This window comes from Pseudanabaena sp. FACHB-1998 (assembly GCF_014696355.1).
Lineage (GTDB): Bacteria > Cyanobacteriota > Cyanobacteriia > Pseudanabaenales > Pseudanabaenaceae > Pseudanabaena.
The window spans coordinates 25336-48729 of the sequence record NZ_JACJQA010000002.1; the positions used below are offsets into that span (position 1 = coordinate 25336).

A 23394-nucleotide genomic window follows, 5' to 3' on the forward strand; every position below is an offset into this window, starting at 1 on the left:
CTAGATAATAAATACCTAAGCCAATTTTAGTCCTAATTTGTAAAGAAGTGTGAAGCCTGAACCCGTTACGCCTTTATCTACTCCCTATGACTGGCTCGATCGCTCCTTAGACTCGATCCACAAAGCCAATTGGTATCGCTCTACGCAAACCGTTACCAGCAAAGCAGGGGCGATCGCCATGATCGATGGACGCGAGATGTTGATGTTTGCTAGCAATAATTATTTGGGACTGGCAGGCGATCGCCGTTTGATTGATGCTGCCATTAACGCGACAGAACTTTATGGCACTGGCTCCACAGGATCGCGTCTGGTGACAGGGCATCTGGCTCTGCATGAAGAACTAGAAACGGCGATCGCTGATCTTAAAAATACCGATGCAGCCCTAGTGTTTAGCTCTGGCTATTTAGCAAATTTGGGGACAATTGCCGCGATCGTGGGAGCGCGAGATTTGATTTTAGGTGATGAATATAATCACTCTTGTTTAAAAAAGGGGGGCTTGCTCAGTGGTGCAACGGCGATCGATTATCAGCATTTGGACTTAGGGGATCTCACTGCCAAATTGCAAGAGCATCGGGCGAAATATCGGCGCTGCCTGATTACGACTGACAGCGTATTTAGTATGGATGGCGACCTTGCACCATTGCGGGAAATTATGGAATTAGCCAACCAATATGGCTGCATGGTGTTAGTGGATGAGGCGCATGGCACAGGCGTATTTGGCGATCGCGGCGGTGGTTTGACTCAGGCTTTAGGAATTCAGGAAAACTTAATCCAAGTAGGAACCCTCAGCAAAGCTTTGGGCAGTTTGGGCGGCTATGTGACAGGATCTGCGAAATTAATCGACTATTTACGCAATCGCGCCGCAACTTGGATTTATACAACAGGGCTATCGCCTGCGGATACGGGCGCAGCGATCGCCGCCATTAGGATCGTCAAAACTGAGAATGCTCTGCGTGAGCAGCTTTGGCAAAATGTGGCGCTATTTAAACAGGGTTTACAAAATTTGGGCATTCAGGCGATCGCCTTGGACTCGCCAATTATGGCGATCGTGGTGGGCGATATTCCGCAAACGCTCCAAATAGCACAATCTTTAAAAGAAAATGGCATTTTTGCCCCCGCCATTCGTCCGCCTACAGTGCGATCGGCGAGGCTTCGCATCACCTTAATGGCTACGCATACCCCCAGCCAAATTCAAAAATTATTAGACTGCCTCTCAAAATAAAGAAGGGTCGCGATGCGACCCTTCTTTATTTTGACCTCAAATAAAAGTGGCGTTGCTTCGCGCCGCCACTTTTATTTGGGAAATTATTTAAGCTTCTGGGGTTGCTTCTTCAGTAACTTCAGCAACTTCAGCGATTTCTTCGGTAATTTCTGGCTCAGCTACCTCTGGTAGTGGTTTGGTGGGTTTAGGCCCCCTCACTAAAGCGAGATTTACAGGAGCTTTGACTTCCTCTTCCTTACCGCCTCTTTTATCTCGCTTGCCTTTACCACCATCACGGCCAGAACGCTTTTTGTCGGAATCATCACCCCGTTTTGCATTAGTCGTATTTTCGCTACCCTCTGGCTTAGGTTGACGATCTGCTTTTTTGATAGGACGTTCTACCATTATTAAATTCCTGATTACTTGATGTATTTGTATCCTAGCCTGTTTAGGGTGATGCGATTTAATAAAGGGGCAAAAATTTTACAGCATGGCAAAGACATGATGCAAAATTTTTGCCTCTTTATTTTGCGAAGGATTTGTAAAACAAAAAATGGCGTAGTCATTTTTTGTTTCGGGATAGGACACTATTGATTTAGATAAAATCTAGAATTACAAATAGCTTCCCTAGAGAGAGAGAATTCCAATCCCTAGCATTATCACTAGACTTATAAATTCCGTAGTTAGGAATACAAAATTACACTTTCCCTACCACTTAATCTCAGCTTAATTCCAAATACCTACTAAGCCAAGAGTGAGAAGCAAACCAATGACAAATCACTATTCCGTTGCAATTGTTGGTGGTGGTCAAGCAGGTTTATCCATGAGCTATTGCTTAAAGGAAAGAGACTTAGACCATATTATTTTTGAGAAAAATCAAATCGCCAATGCATGGCGATCGCAACGTTGGGATTCCTTTTGCTTAGTAACTCCTAACTGGCAATGCCAACTTCCCGGATTTCCCTATAAAGGCGAAGAACCAGAAGGATTCATCAAAAAAGATGAAATAGTTAAATATATTGAAAGTTATGCCCAATCCTTTAATCCTCCCATTAAGGAAGGCGTAGAGGTCTTAAGTGTTAGACGTGGCGATCGCGGTATTTTTGAACTACAAACTAGCATTGGTGATTACACCGCCGATCAAGTCGTCATCGCCGCAGGAGCCTATCATCAGCCCAAAATCCCCCCAATTGCCGAGCGATTACCATCGGCGATCGTGCAATTACATTCCTCTAAATATAAAAACCCCGAATCCTTACCCACAGGCGCAGTCTTAGTCATCGGCACAGGTCAATCGGGCTGTCAGATTGCCGAAGACCTGCACCTCGCAGGACGAAAAGTTCATTTATGCGTCGGTAGTGCGCCGCGATCGCCCCGTCGCTATCGGGGCAAAGATGCCGTTGAATGGCTAGACCTCATGGGTTATTACGACCTATCGATCGATCAACATCCTCAAAAAGAGAAGGTTCGTGCTAAGGCTAATCACTATCTCACAGGACGGGATGGCGGTAGAGAGATTGATTTGCGGCGCTTTGCCCTCGAAGGAATGCAACTACATGGGCGTTTAAAAGCCATTATCCGTGAGCTAGATCATACGAAATTAGAATTTTTCAACGATCTTCAGCAAAATCTTGATGGTGCTGATGCTGTTGCCGAAAGTATTAAGAAAACCATTGATAACTTTATCGAAAAGAATCATATTGAAGCACCGATAGAACCTCCCTACCAACCCGTCTGGCAACCAGATATGGGTAAGCTCGATCTCGATCTAAATACCGCAGAAATTAATACGGTGATTTGGTGTACAGGGTTTAAATCGGACTTTAACTGGATTGAGGTTCCTGTCTTTGACGGCAAGGGCTATCCCGGACACGATCGCGGCGTAACTGAGGTTAAAGGCTTATATTTCTTAGGATTACCTTGGCTCTATACATGGGGTTCGGGCAGATTCTCAGGTATTGCCAGAGATGCAACTTATCTGGCTGATTACATCATGGCTCGCCGCAAGGTCGCCCATGTTAGTGACTGGACAGTAGTTAATGAGTTTTTACTCGGTTCGTAAACGCGAAAAATTAGACATGCGCGGCTTTGCCGCGCATGTCTAATTTCTTACCTGTCGATTTCGATAGGTAGGCGATCGCCTTTTGACTCATTTTCCCAACAAAAGTATGGTTTCCTATCGATAGTGATAGAGTTCTCTTTTTCGTAACTAGGTATACAAAATAGAAGTGGAACTAGAAACTAATCTGACACTTAGTCATTGGCTATTAGCTATTGGCTTTTAAAGAGCATTTAGGGATTTGTAAGCAAAAGTTCCCAACTATATAACTGTCCGCAATTATCTTTCTCAAAACCATTTAACCTTACGGAAAAAACAATGCCTGAAGTAACTACTCCTGCTCATCAGACTGGCGATTTCTTTGTGAACTATGAAGAGAAAGTATTTGAAGATGTCAAAGCCGAACCAGGGGAGAAAGCGCTTGTCACCTTCCATACAGTTGCCTTTGAAGGTTCGATTGGATTTGTCAACTTACTCCAAGCGACTCGCTTACTTCGCAAAGGTTTTGAGACTTCAATTCTCCTTTATGGGCCGGGTGTAACTCTGGGCGTACAGCGTGGCTTTCCTAAACTAGGCGATGCTGCTTTCCCCGGACATCAAAACTTTAATGATCAAATCTCAAAATTTATGTCAGAAGGCGGAAAAGTATACGCCTGTCGCTTTGCCCTTCAAGCTCTCTACGGACATGGCGAACCTTCTCTAATCCCCGGTATTCGCCCAATTAGTCCCCTTGATGTTTTAGATATTATTCTTTTACATCGCAAAGATAATGCCTTCATTTTGGATACTTGGACTCTTTAGGTTTTTACGACTTATCCCAAATCAAGAAATGGCTACGCCATTTCTTGATTTAAAAACCTTTTCTTAGATGTAGATAGGTTGCGGACAAAGTTCGCAACCTATCTACACAAACACAGTAAATTGGGAACTTTTAAGGAACTTGATCAATCGTGGATTACTCACGCAAAGTTAGAGCCGCCGCCGTTCAAATCAGTCCTGTTTTGTTTAGCCGTGATGGAACAACAGAAAAGGTCTTGCAAGCGATCGCTAAAGCCGCCAAGGAAGGCGCACAGATCGTCGTCTTTCCTGAAACCTTCGTTCCCTACTATCCCTACTTTTCCTTCATTCAGCCACCTGTGATGATGGGTAAAGACCATATGCGGCTCTACGAAGAAGCCGTCGTTGTTCCTAGTCCTGTCACCGATGCCGTCAGCCAAGCCGCGCGATCGCATAGTATTGTTGTCGTTTTAGGAGTGAATGAGCGTGATGCAGGTTCTCTCTATAACACTCAACTAATTTTTGATGCCGATGGTTCTCTATTGCTGAAGCGGCGTAAAATCACCCCGACTTATCACGAACGGATGGTTTGGGGACAGGGTGACGGTGCAGGGTTAAAGGTAGTGGATAGTGCAGTGGGCAAAGTTAGTGCTCTTGCTTGTTGGGAACATTACAATCCCTTAGCCCGATTTGCACTGATGTCCCAACATGAGCAAATCCATTGCGCTCAATTTCCGGGTTCGCTAGTTGGTCAAATCTTTGCGGATCAAATTGAAGTAACTATTCGCCATCATGCTCTGGAATCGGGATGTTTTGTGATTAATGCGACGGGTTGGCTCTCAGCGGAGCAAGTGAGTCAAATCACCAACGATGAGAAGTTACAAAAGGCGCTCAGTGGTGGTTGCAATACCGCCATTATCAGCCCCGAAGGAACCCATCTCTGTCCACCGATTACCGATGGTGAAGGCATGGCGATCGCTGATCTCGATTTTTCGCTAATTACAAAACGAAAGCGAATGATGGATTCCGTCGGTCATTATGCCCGTCCTGACTTGTTACAAGCCCATTTGAATACGGAACCCTTTGCAGGTTTTCAAATCAAAAATGGCGGTGAAGCAATCCCCGCTATTTCTGAAATTGGACTCAATGGATTAAAAGATTACGCCGAATCTCAAATATAAGTACAAGGGGTTGAAGCCTTTTGTCTGTAAAGAATATGAATATAAATAAACAGCAATTAATTACGGAATTACAGACTAAGGGTTTGCAGCTAGTCGATCGCCCCAGTGAGCAAATAGGAACCAATGGACGCAAAGGCGGCGCAGGGCCCTCAGATCATAAGGCGATCGCCATTGATGGCACAACAGTCATGGTTCCTGTGTTCAATAGCGTTGCATCGCAATCCCCCTATTCGATAAATATCGATCAAGATGATTTGATTTTGCAATTAGACGAGAAAGCGATCGCGCCCATTTCTTTCCCCAAGTCCCCTAACTTCTATAATCTCACCACCAGCGATGGCATTCCCTATTGGAAAATAGCGCTATTACATAGCCATGATGTCCTCGCCACAACGGTTTTACAAACCTGTATGCGCTACAACCATACAGAAACCTCTTGCCAATTTTGCGCGATCGGGCAGTCCCTCGAAGCAGATCGCACAATCGCTCGTAAAACTCCTACGCAACTAGCCGAAGTTGCGGAAGCTGCCGTGCGCTTGGATGGAGTTAAAAATATGGTGATGACCACAGGTACACCGAATATTAGCGATCGCGGGGCGGCTTATTTAACGGAATGTGCGAAGGCGATTAAAGCTAAGGTCGATATTCCGATTCAGGCTCAATGCGAACCGCCCGATGATTTTATCTGGTTTGAACGGATGAAAGCGGCTGGGATTGATACTTTAGGAATGCATCTGGAAGCCGCCGATCCACAGGTTCGCGCCAAAATTATGGCAGGAAAAGCGAGTGTCCCCCTTGAATATTATTTTGAAGCCTTTGCGGAGGCAGTTAAAGTCTTTGGCTGGGGACAGGTCAGCACCTATCTCTTAGCAGGACTAGGCGATAGTCTAGAAACTCTGGTAACAACCTGCGATCGCCTTATTAGTATTGGCGTTTATCCCTTTGTCGTTCCCTTTGTACCCATTAGTGGAACTCCCTTAGCCAACCATCCTGCGCCATCAACGGAATTTATGTTCTCGGTATATGAACAGGTGGGAGCTTTGCTAAAGCGATCGCAAATGTCCTCCGCCGATATCAAAGCAGGTTGTGCTAAATGTGGTGCTTGTTCCGCACTTTCTCTATTTGAATAAAGAATCGCAAGAAACTTTTAAAAGGTTTGTTTAGCAAACCTTTTAAAAGTTTCTTGAATAAGTTAGATAAATAATTAAATGAATAATTACACTTTTAAACTCGCCTCTACACCTCAAGAAATTGCCGCTTATTTTGAACTTCGCAAAGCCATCTTTGTTGAAGAACAATATGTATTTGAAGAAAATGATGTCGATGATATTGATGCGATCGCCTATCCTATCGTTGCCATCAATCCCGAAAATGAACAAGTCGTGGGCGTAGTCCGCATTTACGAAACCGAAAAAGGTATTTGGTACGGCGGCAGGTTAGGAACCCATCGCGATTATCGACGGGGTTGGCAAATTGGCAAGGGCTTAATTTATAAGGCAGTTACCACCGCTAATACATGGGGTTGCGATCGCTTTTATGCCACCGTTCAAATTCAGAATGTGCGCTTTTTCCAAAGGCTGCATTGGCAATCACTTAAGGAAATGACCATTTGCGATCGTCCTCATCACTTTATGGAAGCAGATTTAAACTTCTATCCACCCCATAACGAAATTCGTCCTGCATTCCCACCCCAACTGCGTGAGGCTTCCTAATGCTGGGGACACTAGCAGAAAAATTGCGCCAATCTCTAGGCATCTTGCATAAACAGGATATCCAGATTGCCGCTAAGGGGCTGGGGGAAGCATGGAACGAAGCGATTCTGTTAGGCGATGATTGTGCAGCCATACCCGATGGCGATGGCTTTTTACTATTGGCTGCCGAAGGAATGCTACCTCAGTTAATCGCCACCGATCCTTGGTTTGCGGGTTGGTGCGCGATCATGGTCAACGTGAGCGATATTTACTCCATGGGCGGGAAGCCGATCGCCGTTGTTGATACGCTCTGGAGTGAGTCTCCTGACTCTATTTCTGAGTTACTCGCAGGTATGAAAGCCGCCTCTAGCGCCTATCAAGTACCCATCGTTGGCGGGCATACCAATTGTCGAAGTTCCTACAATGCTCTATCCGTAGCCATTCTCGGACGCGCCCAGAAATTACTCACCAGTTTTAATGCTCAGCCCGATGATTTGCTACTAGTGGCGATCGATTTGCGTGGTCAGTTCCATCCTGACTATCCCTTTTGGAATACCGCAACTAATGCCGATCCTTCCCAATTACAGAAAAATCTAGCGATTTTGCCCCAATTAGCGGAAGCAGAACTCTGTGACACGGCAAAAGATATCAGTATGGGCGGAATCATTGGCACATTATTAATGCTGACCGAAACTTCTAATTGTGGCGCAGTCCTAGATTTAGATAAGATTCCCTTACCAGTGCATACATCTTTAGAGCGTTGGCTAATTTCGTTCCCCAGTTACGGATTTCTCTTAAGCGTGCGTCCTGTACATGTCCAAGCAGTACAATCCCTATTTCAATCTCAAGATCTAGCCTGCGCCGTAGTCGGCACAATCCAAACTGGTACAAAAATAATCCTTAAATCACAAAATGAATCAGTTGTATTTTGGGACTTTGCTCAAGATCTCTTAACAGGATTTTCAAAATAGATTTCTGTGAGAATTGCTTCGCAATTCTTACAGAAATCTAAGTATTATCGACACGTAGATCTAGGAATTTTTGCATGGCTGCGCCACTAGTAACAACTTCCTTGGCATAGACGATCGCCTCAGGGATATCTTCACACAATCCATAGAGCCAGAGATGAAATCCACAATTCCATAGCACTGAATTGAGATATTCCGAAGGTTCAGCCTTGAGGGCAGAGAGAATTTTATTCGCAACTTCCGCCGCATCGGCGATCACAGGATCTTCGGTGCTAAAGCCAAATTGACGCGCCGACATGGTTAGACGTTCAAAGCGATCGCCATGATTAATACCGATAATCGCAGTACGCGATCGCGGCAAATCTACACTACCTTCCCAACCTTTAACGGTGGCAAATTCGGTAATCCCATGCTGGGCAAAGGCTTCGCGAATATTTGCTTCCGTGGGCGGATGAACAAAGCCCGATACAATCAATTGCTTCCCTTGATAGGGTGACCACATCAGTTCTAGGGTGGCAAAGGGAGGTCGCTTGCCAATTTGTTCGCGATAGGGAACTAAACCTTGAGCAAGGGGAAAGTGTCTCGGCAAATATACAAATCCCAAATTGTGGGTTTCCAGATTTTGATGTACTTGAGAAAGGGTCAAATCTTGCCAATCTAAGCCCAATGCTTTCCAAATTTCTATAAAGGGCAATCCTTCCTTGGTCGGCATCCGATCGCCACCATGCATCAAAACAGGAATTCCCGCCGCCGCCAATATTATCGCCATCACAGGGCTAACTGGTGCAGTTTTCGATCTGCCATCGTAGGGAGAACCAAGGACTAAGACCTGTTTATCAGAGGCGATCGCTGCCACCTTTGCTCCCAGTAACTTATAAGCATCGAGCATTCCTGCTAACTCCTCACTGGTCGGACGCTTAATCCGATGGGCGATCATAAATGCTCCAATTTGGGCAGGAGTTGCTTCCCCCTGCAACATCAAAATTGTGGCTCTCTCTGCTTCTTGGCGCGTCAAGCTTTTGCTGGTATGGGGACCACTTCCAACTTTACGCAAAAATTCACGAAATTCTTGGCTCATTACTTTTTGTTTGAATTTAATGCAAAAGTCGGCTAGACGTTGAATTATAGCGGTAAATCCCCAAGATAGTTACAAGGCGACGCACCGTAACTATCTTGGGGATTTATTCCAGAATTAGATGATGCGTGACTTTGCCAATTCTGGACTGGGAAAGAAGTAGGCGATCGCCAGTTGACTAGCTCTCTCTAGATTTATCTAGATTGCCAGAGGGCTAAGCCGCCGATGAGTCCTAGGTCATTGGAAACGATCGCGACTTTGTCCGATAAATTTAGTGATAATTTTACTGACAAATCGACATTCACTAAGCGCGAATTGCCGCCACCAATATAGAGTTTGTCAAAATTAAATAACTTGTAAAGTGAAGCGAGCGCCGCCGCTAATTTGACATTCCATAATTCCACACCCATCTGATCTAAAGCTGCTTGTCCCAAACAATCCTCATAGGTATGCTCACCTTGGAAAATATGTTGTCCTAATTCTAAATTGGGTAAGAGGTTGCCATTGAGGAAAAGAGATGATCCAAAGCCTGTGCCTAGAGTGATTACTAGTTCCACGCCATGCCCTACGATCGCGCCGCAACCTTGCACATCGGCATCATTGGCAATGCGTAAAGGTTTACCTAATTTATCTTGCAATACTTTAGCTAAGGGAAACCCATCCCAATCAGGATGTAAATTAATCGCGCCCCTCGTGACTCCATACTCCACCACACTCGGAAAGCCAATCGTCAGGCGATCGCAATTCCCTTGATTCGCAATCAAGTCCAGCAAGGCGGCGATCACTGCCTCAGGTGTCGCAGGGTGTGGTGTGGCTATTTGCGATCGCGTCGAAGCAAATGTCCGATCTTCTCGTAATAAGATCGCTTTAATACTACTTCCGCCGACATCAATGGCTAATGTTAATAAGCTCACTTAAAATTAACTTCTAATAATAGATAATGGTAGTACAGCAATTACCAACCTAATCTAAGAATTTTTTGGAAAGGGTGGCAAAGCCGCCCTTTCCAAAAAATTCTTAGATTGAGTTTGAGCGCAAAACGCTGTAACTAAAGCAATTCTTAATCGCATTAACTATTAGATTTTAGTGAAATAGCAAATAAATTGCTCCGTCCTTCTTCAAATTAAATTTTATTTTACGAGTCAAGCCTGTGCATAGGCGAGGAATTAGGTATGGTTACTGCATTAATGCTGAGAGCAAGCTCTGAGATTGCCAATAGAGCTAAAGATGAGCTTTCATTGAGAGAGTACAGTCCTTTGCAAATCGCTAACGATTTGGGAATCGCCGTGCAGTTAGTTGAAAATTTTTTGAATGGTGAGATCGTCGATCTTAGTACCTATAATCTAATTTGCGGACATCTAAATATTCCTTTTCAAGAACTAGGCGCAGCCGCTAAGACAGATGCTCCCAAACTGAATATCGCCCCAACAGTTAATGCACGGACTAATAATAATGATAGTAAAACTAATAGTAAAAATAAGCCTATAGATCAGAATGGGGTCGCGAATTCATCTTTAGGTATTAATTCCCCTATCAATGAGATTATCGGTCAAAAGGCAATTAATGATTTAGTAAATTTACTCAGACAAAATTTATCTGAGCCATTAATTCGTCAATGCGATCGCCTCAGAATTATAGATGTAAATTATCCTCTCAAATTATCAGATCTATATGTTGATATCAATGTTTTTAGTGATTTATCCAGTAGTCAATATCTAGATTTTAATGAGATTTTTGCTAATGTTTCCCCCGAACAATACGATCGCTTTTATCTAGAAAAACTCTATCCCCAAACCATAACCGTAACTCAAGCATTAGAAGAGAATCAGAAAATTCTCTTGGTGGGCAGATTGGGTAGTGGAAAAACAACTTTACTGAAATATTGGGCTTTTTCCTGTATTTCGGCTAATATTCTCGCCAATTACTTACCGATATTTTTATCACTCCCATCTTTATATAGTTCACACCACTTTTCGGAGATTAATTCACCAAATTATGTTTGGGATTTGATTAAATCGCAAATTCGTAACTATGGATTAGCGAGTGAATTGGCTGATGAAAAAATCTTAGCGCAATTACTCCAAGATGGTCGATTGTTATTGCTTTGGGATGGCTTAGATGAAATTCCTGAAATACATCGCGCCGCGATCGCCCAGCAGCTTCAAAACTTTAGCGATCGCTATCCCCAAAATCGTCTAGTCATCGCCACACGCAATCCCGTCTACGGACATCTACTGGAATCTTTTCAAGTTTTGGAAATGGCTCCTTTTAAGGATGCTCAAATTGCGGCTTTTGCGACTAAATGGTTTCAAAAGACCTGTCCCCAAAAGCCTAAAAAAATAGACAAATTTCAGCAATTGCTAAATACCAATCAGCCCTTAACGGAAGTGGCTAGCAATCCTCTATTTCTGACCTATCTTTGTAACTTCTTTAACAGTTACGAATATCTCAAGCCTAATTTCTATCAAGAGATTCTCAATCTCCTCTTAACCAAATGGGAACAGACTAAATGCTTATCCCCTAATCATGACCAAGCAGAACACCGATTATCGAATGCTCAAAAACAAGATTTGCTTTCCTATATCGCGATCGTTGCCTTAGATCGTCATGGCTATGTCTGGCAAAACAATGAACTTGAAGATGACTTTCAAGACTGCATTAGGGCTAGTCGCAGTTTAGGAAATCTGACCATCGATCGCGATCATCTCTTCCAAACGCTGAAGTGGCAACATAGTCTACTAGTTGAATGCTCTAAGGGAGTGCATTGTTTAACTCACACGACCTTGCATGACTATCTCGCCGCTTATCGCATTGCGAATAGCAATCCTAATGCCGCCCAAAAGTATCTATTAGAACGGATGTATCTCAAGCGCTGGCATGGAGTGATTGTGATGACAGTGAGCATCTCTCGCCAAGCCGATCGCGTGTTGCAGCAGATGAAGCGGAAAATTGACGAACTTGTGGTTAAAGATCCGCACCTCCAGTCCTTTTTGACATGGGTAAATCAACAATCCATTCAGATGAAAACTCCCTACAAGGCGGCGACAATTCGGGCTTTGTACTTGGATATTGATCTAGAAAATACGCGATCGCTAGATCGGGCTAGGGCTTTAGATATCGCCCATTCGCGATCGCTAGAAAGAGCCAGAATGCGAGCAATGGGTATTGATAACACGATGGAAACAGAAGTGGATATTGATTACACGATTAATCTCGCACTTAACCTTGACCTCGCGCTCTACTTTGCCAATCATCCTGTTTTAGAACTCGCTTGTACCCTAGAGCCAGATCTGCATAAGGGTTTACAGTTGTTGCGTCAGAAGTTTCCTGATCCCTATAAAGATCGCGAAAAGTTTGCTAAGTGGTGGCAAGCGAAGGGTTTAGATTGGTCAAAAAAACTTCGCAGCTTAATCGTGCAGCATCGTAAAGGTTCTCAAGAATGGCAATTTAGTGAGAACCAACTTAAAATTTTGCGAACTTATCACGAGGCAAATAAATTGCTGATCGAATGTCTGAATAATGCCGAATATGTAACCCCACTAGTCAAGAGTCAAATTGAATCTACGTTGCTCTTGCCCCAAGGCGAATACACCATATTGCAGTATTAAAGATAGTGACAGTCCGAAGGGCTGTCCCCATCTTTAATACTGCAAACCAAAACCCAAAAAGCGAGTTGCGGCGCTTCGCGCCGCAACTCGCTTTTTGGGTTTTATGTCCTAAGCAAAACTTACACTGCTATACAAAAACTAGTGAGGATTTGCAAAACACAAAATGGCGTAGTCATTTTGTGTTTTGGTATTCGCTACTTAATATGGCAATGACGATTGGTATACTTTAGAAACTAAAAGTAATTAAATCCAAGAGATCAATATATCTGTGTTAGAGGTAAGCAAAGTCTGTAAATCCTATGGGAAAAAGCAAGTTTTACAAGACTTGAGCTTTGCGATCCAATCAGGGGAAGTTTATGGTTTACTGGGCCCTAACGGTGCTGGCAAAACCACTACTATCAGTATTCTATGCGGTTTGATTAAAGCCGATCGCGGCACAATTACCATCAACGGGCAAAGCTCCTTGAACTTAATGCGATCGCTGATTGGGGTAGCGCCACAGGAAAATATTTTCTATAAAAGTCTAACCTGTCTGGAAAATCTCAAGTTCTTTGGTCAGCTTTATGGCTTGAGCAACGAACTTTGTCGTAAGCAAGCCAACTACTGTCTAGAACTCGTTGGGCTGGGCGATCGCGCCAATAGTATTGCCGAAAACCTAAGTGGAGGGATGCAGCGTCGTCTGAGCATGGCGATCGCCTTAGTTCACAATCCGCAATTGGTGGTTCTTGATGAACCCACTACAGGGCTAGATATCGAAGCTCGTTATGAAATTTGGGAAGTAATTCGCAATTTATCCAGCCAAGATACCGCAGTTTTATTGACAACCCATTTACTCGATGAAGCGGAACGCCTCTGTCAGAGAATTGGAATCATTAAGCATGGCAGATTACTCGCGGAGGGTAATCTCGAAGAGTTAAGGAAATACGTGCCTGCCCAAGAAATCGCCTTTGTCTCTACACCCACCGAGGATTTAGCAATTCAACGCGGGATAGAGCTAGGATTTGAATATAGGCGTTATGGGAGTGACCTTGCCTTTTGGTTACCCAAAGCGATGGAATTAAAAGAAATATTGGATTGCTTTAACGGGATTGCGATCAATTCGATCATGCGCCAACCCGTCCGCCTTGAGAATATCTACGTGGAAGTTACCCAAAATGGCAGTCCTAAATAAAAGAAATTCGGCACAAAGTGCCGAATTTCTTTAAAAGCCAAGAAGCATTTGCGCCGACCATGCTTAAGCAATACCTTGGGCATGTTTAAATACTGCCTTCGTAAAAGCTAATAAATTTTGCTGCATTTTTTCCTTGTCTGACGAAACTAAGCGATCGAGGGAAGTGTAATAGGTCGCGGCGAGCTTAGGGCGACTACCAGTTTTCATCATCCATAATCCCTCCGCTAAACTAGCCCTAATTTCCACCAAAATCTCTTCATTATCCGACAAAGTAAATCGTTCGGAAATTCCTTGAAACGCCCGAATATGATCTTTTTCATCCCCCTTTACCCATACGGTGGCAACTAAGTAAGGACTCACCGACTGTAAATTATTATGCTGAATCGATCGCGAAGCATAGATATAAAGCAACTGTAACCAAGGTAAAGGATAAATTATCTCTAAGGCACTGTAGCCACTCTTTTTAGAGGTAATATCCCGCTCTTGTAAATAGGCGATCGTGCTAGCCCATTGCTCGCTAAATCTAGCTGCCACATCAGGATTAAGAAATAATTCTCCCCAAGTACTATGTTGCCAAGGCTGCATATCCATGAAATGCATATACTCAGCAAACTCATGGGCGAGACGATCTTGCTGCTGGGCTACCATTGCGTAGATGTCTTGCCAGCAAAAGTAAGGCATAGCCGCATTTACATCATCACGAGGCTGAAGATAACAGAGCTTTGCGGCTTCGCCAGTTAAAATTTCGGGGTCAATGAGGCAATAACTATTACTAATCAGCACTACATAGGTAGGCTTTTGCTGGGACTTTGCTAATAAGAAAAAAGCGTCGAGTGAATGTTTGTTTAATTCACTTTCTAGCCGATGATCGCAAATAATGTCAAAGTCCTGACATTCTAAGAGAATGTCAGGCTGAATATCAGAAGCAAAGAAGGGATGACTAATCGCTTTAACAAATGTCGAACTAGATTTACCCGATCGCTGGGTCAAAAAATCTACAAACTCCTGTCCTAAATCTGGAATATTTTCTAATAAATATTCCCAAGAGGCCGCAAAACGCTCTCTCTTATTTAGCTCTGGTGGCAGCAAAAAAATATTACTCATAGCTGGGCGCTATCTAGCCTCGTTTCGCTACATTGTATAGTTTATAAGTTGACAAATATTTAGTAGGAAAGCAATAGTTACGATTTCCCCTAATTAACAACATACAGTGCTTTGAGCTAGACACAAACTTTTTTGTGAAATTTCCCAGTAGAAATCTATAAGAAAGTTTTTCTAAAAACTTGCACTTTAATAGCCGTGTTTCCATAAATTAAGCCACTCTCACTTTAACGCAATTCCATAGAAATTTCTTGATTTTACTGTAAGGGTTCTGTAATTTAGTTCTTGGGGGCATAGCTTCGCCCTACTCTCAAAAATCTCTTTTTTTAGATCCCTCCCAGAGCCTTGTTTTTAATTATTCCGAACTGAAGTTAAAATAGTGTCTTAAAGCTTGAACTTTGCCGCTTCGATCGCAACTATGGTAGAAGTATTGACTAACGAATCCCCCAAACAGATTATTCAGAGCAACGCTATTGTGGCGAATGGTTTGAGCAAAACCTATCGCACAGGCTTTTGGTTAAACCAAAAAGTTAGTTCTTTGCAGTCTTTTTCGTTAACTATCCGCAAAGGGGAGACTTTTGGGGTGCTGGGTCCTAATGGGGCAGGCAAGACGACTTTATTAAAGATTTTGCTAGGAATTGTCCAGCCCTCTTCAGGAATGGGAGAGATTTTAGGCTATCCTCTAGGCGATCGTACTGCTAAACAGTTCATCGGCTATTTGCCCGAAAATGCCTACTATTACGACTATTTGACAGGCTGGGAATTACTCGATTTTATCGGTAGTTTATTTGGAGTCCCCCCAGCCCTGCGTCGTCAACGAATTGCCGATTTGCTAGATTTGGTGGGGCTGTCGCAGTCGGTGGCTCGGAAAAAGCAATTGCGGCAATATTCTAAGGGGATGGTGCAAAGAATTGGGGTGGCGCAAGCCCTGATCAATGATCCCGAAGTTGTATTTCTCGATGAGCCGATGTCTGGACTTGATCCTGTAGGGCGTTATCAAGTCCGCGAAATCATTTTGATGCTTAAGAAGCAGGGCAAGACGGTATTTTTTAATAGCCACATTTTGTCAGATGCCGAATTAATCTGCGATCGCATTGGCATTCTCAATAAGGGTGAGCTAGTAGCCATGGGAACTTTAAATGAGTTGTTGGGTATGGAGCAGTCCTATCAGGTGAGTGGGCATGGTGGTACTGAGGAAGAGTTACAGCCTTGGTTGGAGCATTTATTATTTCAAGGTGATACTTGGCATGGTCAGTTAGCTAAGGATTTACCAGAGTTTCTCATTTATCTGGCGAGTATTGGCGCAAAGCCGATCTCCATTGATTTAGCGCGTCAAACTCTCGAAGAATTTTTTATCGAACAAATTAAAGCTTCGCGTCATAAAGACTAATAGCAAAACCCAAAAAGCGAGTTTCGGCGCTTCGCGCCGAAACTCGCTTTTTGGGTTTTGCTCTAATACTGAGTGGGAAGGGAATAGATATTGCGCTGCAATATCTATTCGGGACTGGATTCTTCGATATAGATGCGATCGCCGCCAGACTGTTGGGCTTGGAGAAGGGCTTCGGTAGAGATTTTCAGGAGCGCACTAAAACTATTCTCATCGCTAGTTGTGCGGCTGTCTAAAACTCTTACCACGCCACCAATACTGACCGTTAGCGGAAATAATAACCCTGAAGAGACGGCGATCGGATGCTTCCGAATACTATCTAAAAGATCGTTGGCAACTTGTTTACAGGCTGACGCTTCATGGTGGGGCGTAACGCATACAAACTCATCTAAACCACAACGATAGATCAAACTATTCGCCGCGCAGCTATGACTTAACCTGCCAGCGATCGCCTTAATGGCTTCACTGCCGATTTGTGATCCATAGGACTCAGTAACTTCACTAAAGCGATCGATATCAATATTCAATACACTCAAAAAACCATAGCCTTTGTAATTGCCATATCCTTGAAACTGCTGCATGATTTTGGGTCTCACCGAAGCAAAAGCCTGTTCGCTCAAAAGCTTGGTCAAGGGATCAAAGAGAGACAAAGAATCTAACAAATCATTTTGAGCTAAGAGTCTTTGATTTGTCCATGTCAGAGATTGCATTAAAGCCTTAGTTCTCAGTCCTGAGCGCACTCTTGTTTTGAGTTCTGAGCTATCTATCGGATTTCCTAAAAATTCATCTACCCCCGTATCCAAACCGATTTGGCGCTGTCTGTAGTTAAACGCCTCAACTATCAAAATAAAGTAAGTCGTAATCAGATCAGTATGTTCTAAATTAGCTTTGATCCGATGACATAGCGCCAAACCCGATACATCGGGCAACGTCCAATCCGCAAGTACGATTGCAGGTTTCTTTTGCAGAATCATATCCCAAGCCTGTTCACCATCAGTTGCGGTGATGCAGTTGTATTTTTCTTCTGCTAAGACTTGCTCGATCGCGGATAACAATTTGCGATCGCCACTAGCAACCAGAATGAGGGAATTATGCCGATAGTATTTCAGTCTGCGAAAATCCAAAGTGTTTACCTCGCTATATCTGACATTCCCAAACCACTTTTAAGATTTAAGCTTAAAACCCAAATTTTATCAGCTAGGTAAAATACCGCAAACTATACCAATTCTCAAAATGCCAATAATACTTTTATAGCAATGTAAGTTTTGCTGAGGACATCAGCCTCAAAAGAGAATAGCGGTAAAATCACCATCATTCTCTTTTACCAGTTCCCAAAAGTGTTGTCACCCTTTTAGAAATTAAAGCTAAACCTAGTCATACCAATTCCCGAAAGTATGCCAACACTTTTGGGAATTCAAAGCCAAACCCAGTCAGGGTTTTAAAAGCACAAAATGGCAGAGCCATTTTGTGCTTTGGTGTAAGAGTTTAAATTATTTTTTACCCCAGCCAAATAATCCACCTTTCTTTTCGGCAGGCTTGGCAGCAGCTTGGGCGATAGACGTGCTGACTTGATTGATATATTTAAGCGCCGTTGGTTCTTTCGGATCGAGTTTTAGCGCTTTTTGGAAGCTTGCTTTGGCGATCGCGGCGGCGTTTTGATTCATCTGCACCACCCCTTTAAGGGCATAGATCTTGGCATTATTGGGATCAAGCTTTTCCGCACTAATTAATTCTTTTAGAGCATCAGTCCATTGCTTTTTACCAATAAATAGCTCCGCCATATTTAGGTTACGCAGCGCGGGGGACTGGGTAGGAGGCTTGGTGACTGCTGGTTCATGATTCAAAGTAGCGCTCGATGCGGGAATCGGAGTCGCAGAGGCAGCACTACTCCCCGTGGTAAAGCCGAGGCTCGACTGAGTAAGGACATATACGAGATTTAACTCACTCAAGGCGGCGGTATATTCCAGAATTGACTCTAGATTTTCATATTGCTTAGGTGAAATTTGATCGACAAATTGCTGATAGGTAATTTCATGGGGAAGCCTCTGGAGCTTTTGAGCAATTTCCGAGGTTAAGGTTGGTGTTGTTCCCTTTTGTTTTTGACCTTGGGCAAACATTCGCAAAGTAGCCAAATATTCCCCCCTTTCGCGATCGCTATTGAGGACTTGGTAAGCAGGGCTAACCATTTTAGAAAAATATTTAGTCGCAATTTCCTTTTCTTCGCTAGTGCGACCAAAGACATCAGGATGCAAAATTTTGGCAAGCTTGAGAAATTTTTTGCGAATTTGGGCTGCCTCCGTCGTCATTGATAGACCGAGTATGGCGTAATGATCGCTAATACCGAAACTGGCAAGTCCCTTGTCGATTTTAAAGTTTTCTGGCTTTCCCACAGTTTCCACCTCTTAAGTATCTGTTCGAGTTTACCGTCTTGACGCATTTCTGTTAAAGCCTTATCCACTGCTTTTTTAAGCGAAACGTCATCCTTATTAACGATCGCGACTAGGCGGATAGGAATTAACGGCTCACCAACAATTATAAAATTAGGATTGTTTCGTACTTGCCATACGGCTACAGGTTCATCAAGGATCATGGCATCAAGCTGGCGATCGCGCAGTTGGATAATCATCCGATCAAGATCCCTTGATGAAAATAGACGAATAGCATTGCCCCTATTCTTATTATAGGTTTCAGCGATCGCTGCACCTCCGCTATTTGCCACAACTCCAACCCGTTTACCAATCATGTCGCGCGGCGATTTAATTTGTGTCCCATCAGCACGAATTAGCAATCGCTGAGCGCTGCGATAGTAAGGCAAGGTTTCTATAAATTTACCCTTACTTTCCCCTGTTTCTAACGCACCCTCTTCCCTTGCACTTACCAAAATATCTACCTGACGCGATGCAAGGCTGTCGGGCTGATTTGACCAAGGAATATTAATAGGTCGTGGTTCAATCTTTAACCTAGCGGCGATTTCTTGGATAATCTCCAACTCAAAACCATCATAAAACTGGGTCTGAGGATTCCAAAACATATAGGGTCCGCCGATCGCCGCATCAATTCCCACCCGTACATGCCCCCGACGCATGACGATGCCCAAGCTACTATCTTCGGCAAATACTGGGGCTATGTTTAAGGAGATATTACCGACAAGTCCTAAACTTAGACCCGTAAGAATGGCGAGACTGCTAAGTTTGTGACGGAGTTTAAGCCTGATGGGGGGAGAAAGTTTAGGGACAATGTTGAACATTTTTGTTTAAGCAGGCAATAACTAGGTGATCGCAAATATGCTGTTGCACAAGTGCTGAATATAAAGCCATAATTTCTTTACTAAGTATTTTCATTACTTTTAAAGATGGCGAAAAAGATGGCGAAACTTAAAGTACTTATGTCTAAAAGTACAGCCTTAAAGTCTATAACCTATCTCAGTAGTATACTGTCAATCCTGACAACTACAGATTTGCTGGGAATCGTTATAACCAGTCATTTGCTACCATCTGAGGCGATCGCCCAACCTTGGCTAGTAGCACAGCTAAGTGGGACTAAGTATGGTTTAGGTTTGCCCAAAACTGCAAGTACGGGAGGCGGTACACGCCTTATGAATCCCGATCAAACCGACCCAGTGGAAGAAGGCGATCGAGTGAGAACTATTCCCAATATCCAAAATTCAGATCGCCAGATGATTAGAGGTGGGGTTCCATCTAATCCTATAAATAAGGAACCATCTTCAGTCCGAAAGAAGAAACTACCACAACTGATATTGCTCACGCCTGAAGATGGTGCGCGGACGGCTAGTTCACAACCTACGCTTTATTGGTATTTACACGACCAAAATATTCAAGCTGCTTCCTTAGAAGTTGATAATCTCAAAAAAGATTCATCTACAGTAAATCCACAGGCTCCTGTTATAGGGAAGCTGAGTATCTCCATGTCAGAGGGATCTGAAGCGATCACGATTTTTCAAGCGGATTTAAAAATTTCTGATGGTTTGTCTAGCTTCAAACTACCGATCGCGGCTTCTTTAAACCCATCTAAAACCTACCGTTGGCAAATTACGTTACAAAATCGCCAACAAAAAGAAGTCACGGCAAGCGGTTGGATTGTTTATACGCCACCTGATGACAATCTCCAAAAATCTTTGAGCAGAGCTTTGACTAGTCGCGATCGCGCCAAGATTTATGCTGAAGCGGGATATTGGTTTGAGGCGATCGATGGCTATACCCGTTGGCTAAACTTTAAACCCGAAGATCTCAAAGCTATAAATGCTAGAAATGAAATCTTGAAATTAGGATTTATAACCAATAAAAACTTAGATTTTGATTCTTTTATTGCTTTACTAAATGCCGATGCCACAAAATCACCAGTCAATAAACCTCTCTAGGCAATCATGAAAGAAAAGCGGATTTTATTTGTGAGCTATACCGCAGTCTTAGGTGGTGGAGAGCTTTGTTTACTTGATTTTGCCTATGCTTATCGTGATACTAGCCAAGTAGTGCTGCTAACTGACGGAATCTTAAAAAAGCGGCTTGAGGATTTAGGCATCAAGGTTGAGGTTTTAGAATCTTCGCGATCGCTTGCCGAGGTAAAAGTATCGAGTGGATTAGCTTCGCTTAAATCCATTGGTGAACTTTGGCGATTGGCTCGACAAGTTGCTCAAAAAAGCAAAGATTTTGACCTAATCCATGCCAATAACCAGAAGGGGTTTGTCGTTGCGGCGATCGCGCGATTGCTTGGTGGTGCGCCCGTCGTTTGGCATCTGCACGATATTTTGACTGCAAACATATTTAGTAAACTCAATCGCCTAGTGGCAGTTACGTTAGCCAATTGGTTTGCCACCAGAGTAATTGTTAATTCCCAAGCCACAGGCGAAGCCTTTATCGCATCGGGGGGGAAAGACCGTCTATTACGCACCGTTCACAATGGCTTTGATAGTGAAATATTCGATCGCCTCAAGGATAACCAAGCCACTCTCCGCGAAGAGTTAGGGATTCCCCGCAATCGCCATCTAATTGGGATGTTTAGCCGTCTGTCCTATTGGAAGGGACAACATATTTTATTAGAAGCTGCTAGTCAACTTCCTGATGTCCATGTGTTACTCGTGGGAGATGCGCTCTTTGGTGAGGCAGAATATACCGAAAAACTCAAAAATATTGCCGCTCAAGAAAGCCTCAAGGGGCGAGTCCATTGGCTGGGCTTTCGCCAAGATATTCCTGCCCTAATGAAAGCTTGCGATGCGATCGCCCATTGTTCGACAGCTCCCGAACCCTTTGGGCGAGTGATTGTGGAGGCACAATTAGCTAAACGCCCCGCGATCGCCACTATTGGCGGCGGCACTAGCGAAATTATTACCAATGGAGTTACAGGTTTATTAATTCCCCCTAACGATCCGCAATTACTTGCTGATGCCATGCAACAGATTTTTAGCGATCGCGAAGCAACCCAAAGGATGGTCGAAGTCGCCTATAGCCAAGCAAAAATCAAATTCTCTATTCCCTCTGTCTGCGCTGAATTTGAAATGGCGATCGCTTAATTCTGACTGGCTAATCCTTATAACACCAAAATGATCGACAACATTTGTAAATTCTTAGCAGAAAGCTTTTCCAGTGACTTTGCCAGTTGGATTTGGTACAGAGTAACGTAGCCGCCTCGACCGCTATAATATCTGGCATATCCCTAAGCAAAGAAATCATCCAAAGATTACTCAGGAGCGAAATCATGAAAGAATCAGTAATTTATCAAGAGATCTTACGAGAAGGATTAGCTGAAGGATTAGCTGAAGGATTAGCTGAAGGTTTAGCTAAAGGATTGGCTGAAGGTAAAGCTGAAGGCTTGGCTAAAGGTGAGGCTAAGGGAATGGCTAAAGGGAAGGCTAAAGGTTTAGCGGAAGCAACTAATCAAATAGCGCTGAATATGCTTCGTTCCAACATTTCTACAGATTTAGTTGCTCAGGTTACAGGGTTGACTCTCAAGCAAATCGAAAAATTGCAAAAAATTGCGTCAAAGCAATCCCAAGCACCCAAATCGTCAGGCACAAAGCCCCCATCAAAGCCTTAGCCTTTACCAGAAAAGCGATCGCCAATAAGTTTAGAGAATGATTAAGGGTGATAGGTTTTGCCTATCACCCTTAATCATTAGAACAGATCTTCGTAAAAGTCATCAAATACTAATATGTAGCCTAACTCGCTTATCTATTGGTGTATTTGAGGTTGTAAGGTTAATCAAAGTATTTTTCAGAGTAGTCGAGAGGCGTTAAATGATAACAGACAGCGATCGCGTTCAGATTCTAAGTGAAGCTCTGCCCTACATGCAGCAATTTTCGGGGCGTACTATTGTCGTCAAATATGGGGGAGCAGCCATGAAAGAAGAAAACCTGCGACAGGACGTGATCCGTGATGTCGTTACCATGTCATTTATGGGACTGCGCCCTGTGCTAGTACATGGCGGCGGACCTGAAATCAATACATGGCTGACTAAGCTCAACATTGAGCCACAGTTTATTAATGGATTGCGCGTCACTGATGCCGCCACAATGGAAGTTGTGGAAATGGTGCTAGTTGGGCGCGTCAACAAACAAATCGTAGAAATGATTAATCTTGCGGGCGGCTCTGGCGTTGGATTGTGTGGTAAGGATGGTAACTTGATCCGTGCGCGTCCTCAGGGTAATGATGAGATCGGTTTTGTCGGTGAAGTCAGTGGTATTAATATCGGGCTGCTTTCGACTTTGCTAGAAGCAGGGCATATTCCCGTCGTGTCCAGTGTCGCAACCGATGAAACAGGTCAGTCCTATAACATCAATGCCGATACGGTGGCAGGGGAACTCGCGGCTGCCCTCGGAGCCGAGAAGCTAATTTTGCTTACCGATATTGCAGGTATTCTCCACAATTACAAAGATCCCAGTACCCTCTACCGCAGCTTGACGATCAGCAAGGCAAGAGAACTGATGACCGAAAATGTGGTTAGTGGTGGCATGATTCCTAAAGTGCAATGTTGTGTGCGATCGCTTGCTCAAGGGGTAAAAGCAGCCCATATTGTCGATGGACGTGTACCGCATTCTCTATTACTCGAAATCTTTACCAACAGCGGTGTTGGCTCGATGATCGTAGCCTCTGAAACTGCGCTTTAACCCCAATTTACAAAAAGTATTAATGGGGTTGCGGGGCAAAGCCCCGCAACCCCAT

21 protein-coding genes are annotated in these 23394 nt (G+C 43.7%); 14 read left to right on the plus strand and 7 right to left on the minus strand.

The window, feature by feature from the left end; all coding sequences use genetic code 11:
• Positions 1 to 49: 49 nt before the first annotated feature.
• Complete coding sequence (bioF, locus tag H6F42_RS00255) at positions 50 to 1222, plus strand: 8-amino-7-oxononanoate synthase (RefSeq protein ID WP_190397344.1); 1173 nt, start codon at positions 50 to 52, stop codon at positions 1220 to 1222.
• An 87-nt stretch (positions 1223 to 1309) separates the two neighbouring features.
• On the opposite strand, the gene H6F42_RS00260 is transcribed toward bioF, so the two are convergent.
• Positions 1310 to 1606 (minus strand): hypothetical protein, encoded by a 297-nt coding sequence (locus H6F42_RS00260; protein WP_190397345.1) that lies wholly within the window; start codon positions 1604 to 1606, stop codon positions 1310 to 1312.
• Positions 1607 to 1970: 364 nt separating this feature from the next.
• Between H6F42_RS00260 and H6F42_RS00265 the strand changes: the two genes are divergently transcribed.
• From H6F42_RS00265 to H6F42_RS00290, 6 genes are all read left to right on the plus strand, one after another.
• Positions 1971 to 3263: an MSMEG_0569 family flavin-dependent oxidoreductase gene (locus H6F42_RS00265; protein WP_190397346.1), complete on the plus strand. Its 1293-nt coding sequence runs from the start codon at positions 1971 to 1973 to the stop codon at positions 3261 to 3263.
• A 315-nt stretch (positions 3264 to 3578) separates the two neighbouring features.
• The gene (locus H6F42_RS00270; RefSeq protein WP_009628267.1) at positions 3579 to 4061 is read left to right on the plus strand and encodes an MSMEG_0572/Sll0783 family nitrogen starvation response protein; all 483 of its coding nucleotides are present in this window, start codon (positions 3579 to 3581) and stop codon (positions 4059 to 4061) included.
• 149 nt (positions 4062 to 4210) lie between these two features.
• Positions 4211 to 5218, plus strand: a complete 1008-nt coding sequence (locus H6F42_RS00275) for a Nit6803 family nitrilase (RefSeq protein ID WP_190397347.1) — start codon at positions 4211 to 4213, stop codon at positions 5216 to 5218.
• A gap of 41 nt (positions 5219 to 5259) precedes the next feature.
• Positions 5260 to 6348, plus strand: a complete 1089-nt coding sequence (locus H6F42_RS00280) for an MSMEG_0568 family radical SAM protein (RefSeq protein ID WP_190397373.1) — start codon at positions 5260 to 5262, stop codon at positions 6346 to 6348.
• A 78-nt stretch (positions 6349 to 6426) separates the two neighbouring features.
• Positions 6427 to 6930 carry an MSMEG_0567/Sll0786 family nitrogen starvation N-acetyltransferase gene (locus H6F42_RS00285; RefSeq protein WP_190397348.1) on the plus strand — a complete coding sequence of 168 codons (504 nt, stop codon included), beginning with the start codon at positions 6427 to 6429 and terminating at the stop codon, positions 6928 to 6930.
• Positions 6930 to 7880, plus strand: coding sequence for a sll0787 family AIR synthase-like protein (locus tag H6F42_RS00290; RefSeq protein WP_190397349.1), 951 nt, complete (start codon positions 6930 to 6932; stop codon positions 7878 to 7880). The genes H6F42_RS00285 and H6F42_RS00290 overlap by 1 nt, the downstream gene beginning before the upstream one ends.
• Before the next feature lie 37 nt (positions 7881 to 7917).
• Here H6F42_RS00290 and H6F42_RS00295 read toward each other — a convergent pair whose 3' ends face one another.
• Positions 7918 to 8955, minus strand: a complete 1038-nt coding sequence (locus H6F42_RS00295) for an anthranilate phosphoribosyltransferase family protein (protein ID WP_190397350.1) — start codon at positions 8953 to 8955, stop codon at positions 7918 to 7920.
• Positions 8956 to 9146: 191 nt separating this feature from the next.
• Positions 9147 to 9866, minus strand: coding sequence for an ROK family protein (locus H6F42_RS00300; protein WP_190397351.1), 720 nt, complete (start codon positions 9864 to 9866; stop codon positions 9147 to 9149).
• 258 nt (positions 9867 to 10124) lie between these two features.
• On the opposite strand from H6F42_RS00300, the gene H6F42_RS00305 reads away from it, so the two are divergent.
• Positions 10125 to 12560 (plus strand): NACHT domain-containing protein, encoded by a 2436-nt coding sequence (locus H6F42_RS00305; RefSeq protein ID WP_190397352.1) that lies wholly within the window; start codon positions 10125 to 10127, stop codon positions 12558 to 12560.
• Between the two features lie 268 nt (positions 12561 to 12828).
• Positions 12829 to 13731, plus strand: coding sequence for an ATP-binding cassette domain-containing protein (locus H6F42_RS00310; protein WP_190397353.1), 903 nt, complete (start codon positions 12829 to 12831; stop codon positions 13729 to 13731).
• Positions 13732 to 13794: 63 nt separating this feature from the next.
• On the opposite strand, the gene H6F42_RS00315 is transcribed toward H6F42_RS00310, so the two are convergent.
• Positions 13795 to 14835 (minus strand): hypothetical protein, encoded by a 1041-nt coding sequence (locus H6F42_RS00315; RefSeq protein WP_190397354.1) that lies wholly within the window; start codon positions 14833 to 14835, stop codon positions 13795 to 13797.
• Between the two features lie 415 nt (positions 14836 to 15250).
• Here H6F42_RS00315 and H6F42_RS00320 point away from each other — a divergent pair, with 415 nt between their 5' ends.
• Positions 15251 to 16222, plus strand: a complete 972-nt coding sequence (locus H6F42_RS00320) for an ABC transporter ATP-binding protein (protein ID WP_190397355.1) — start codon at positions 15251 to 15253, stop codon at positions 16220 to 16222.
• A 104-nt stretch (positions 16223 to 16326) separates the two neighbouring features.
• On the opposite strand, the gene H6F42_RS00325 is transcribed toward H6F42_RS00320, so the two are convergent.
• The 3 genes from H6F42_RS00325 to H6F42_RS00335 all read right to left on the minus strand — a co-directional run bounded on the left by H6F42_RS00325 (position 16327) and on the right by H6F42_RS00335 (position 19466).
• Positions 16327 to 17343, minus strand: coding sequence for a diguanylate cyclase (locus H6F42_RS00325; protein WP_190397356.1), 1017 nt, complete (start codon positions 17341 to 17343; stop codon positions 16327 to 16329).
• Positions 17344 to 17709: 366 nt separating this feature from the next.
• Entirely contained in the window at positions 17710 to 18609 is a 900-nt protein-coding gene (locus H6F42_RS00330; protein ID WP_347272274.1) for a DnaJ domain-containing protein, read from the minus strand.
• Complete coding sequence (locus H6F42_RS00335) at positions 18522 to 19466, minus strand: ABC transporter substrate-binding protein (RefSeq protein ID WP_190397357.1); 945 nt, start codon at positions 19464 to 19466, stop codon at positions 18522 to 18524. Before H6F42_RS00335 ends, H6F42_RS00330 begins: the two co-directional genes overlap by 88 nt.
• A 138-nt stretch (positions 19467 to 19604) precedes the next feature.
• Here H6F42_RS00335 and H6F42_RS00340 point away from each other — a divergent pair, with 138 nt between their 5' ends.
• The 4 genes from H6F42_RS00340 to argB all read left to right on the plus strand — a co-directional run bounded on the left by H6F42_RS00340 (position 19605) and on the right by argB (position 23339).
• Positions 19605 to 20597, plus strand: a complete 993-nt coding sequence (locus H6F42_RS00340; protein WP_190397358.1) for a DUF928 domain-containing protein — start codon at positions 19605 to 19607, stop codon at positions 20595 to 20597.
• A 6-nt stretch (positions 20598 to 20603) separates the two neighbouring features.
• On the plus strand, positions 20604 to 21746 hold the full coding sequence (locus H6F42_RS00345) for a glycosyltransferase family 4 protein (protein ID WP_190397359.1): 1143 nt from the start codon (positions 20604 to 20606) through the stop codon (positions 21744 to 21746).
• Positions 21747 to 21931: 185 nt separating this feature from the next.
• Positions 21932 to 22270: a hypothetical protein gene (locus H6F42_RS21765; RefSeq protein WP_242018282.1), complete on the plus strand. Its 339-nt coding sequence runs from the start codon at positions 21932 to 21934 to the stop codon at positions 22268 to 22270.
• Between the two features lie 199 nt (positions 22271 to 22469).
• The gene (gene argB, locus H6F42_RS00355; RefSeq protein WP_190397360.1) at positions 22470 to 23339 is read left to right on the plus strand and encodes an acetylglutamate kinase; all 870 of its coding nucleotides are present in this window, start codon (positions 22470 to 22472) and stop codon (positions 23337 to 23339) included.
• Positions 23340 to 23394 lie beyond the last annotated feature (55 nt).

Bases quoted from the DNA above. Each gene is read 5' to 3' on its own strand.
- H6F42_RS00320 (WP_190397355.1), top strand. From the start codon at position 15,251: ATGGTAGAAGTATTGACTAACGAATCCCCCAAACAGATTATTCAGAGC.
- H6F42_RS00270 (WP_009628267.1), top strand. From the start codon at position 3,579: ATGCCTGAAGTAACTACTCCTGCTCATCAGACTGGCGATTTCTTTGTG.
- H6F42_RS00260 (WP_190397345.1), bottom strand. From the start codon at position 1,606: ATGGTAGAACGTCCTATCAAAAAAGCAGATCGTCAACCTAAGCCAGAG.
- H6F42_RS00290 (WP_190397349.1), top strand. From the start codon at position 6,930: ATGCTGGGGACACTAGCAGAAAAATTGCGCCAATCTCTAGGCATCTTG.
- argB (WP_190397360.1), top strand. From the start codon at position 22,470: ATGATAACAGACAGCGATCGCGTTCAGATTCTAAGTGAAGCTCTGCCC.
- H6F42_RS00305 (WP_190397352.1), top strand. From the start codon at position 10,125: ATGGTTACTGCATTAATGCTGAGAGCAAGCTCTGAGATTGCCAATAGA.
- H6F42_RS21765 (WP_242018282.1), top strand. From the start codon at position 21,932: ATGAAAGAATCAGTAATTTATCAAGAGATCTTACGAGAAGGATTAGCT.
- H6F42_RS00265 (WP_190397346.1), top strand. From the start codon at position 1,971: ATGACAAATCACTATTCCGTTGCAATTGTTGGTGGTGGTCAAGCAGGT.
- H6F42_RS00285 (WP_190397348.1), top strand. From the start codon at position 6,427: ATGAATAATTACACTTTTAAACTCGCCTCTACACCTCAAGAAATTGCC.
- H6F42_RS00345 (WP_190397359.1), top strand. From the start codon at position 20,604: ATGAAAGAAAAGCGGATTTTATTTGTGAGCTATACCGCAGTCTTAGGT.
- H6F42_RS00295 (WP_190397350.1), bottom strand. From the start codon at position 8,955: ATGAGCCAAGAATTTCGTGAATTTTTGCGTAAAGTTGGAAGTGGTCCC.
- H6F42_RS00315 (WP_190397354.1), bottom strand. From the start codon at position 14,835: ATGAGTAATATTTTTTTGCTGCCACCAGAGCTAAATAAGAGAGAGCGT.
- H6F42_RS00340 (WP_190397358.1), top strand. From the start codon at position 19,605: ATGTCTAAAAGTACAGCCTTAAAGTCTATAACCTATCTCAGTAGTATA.
- H6F42_RS00335 (WP_190397357.1), bottom strand. From the start codon at position 19,466: ATGTTCAACATTGTCCCTAAACTTTCTCCCCCCATCAGGCTTAAACTC.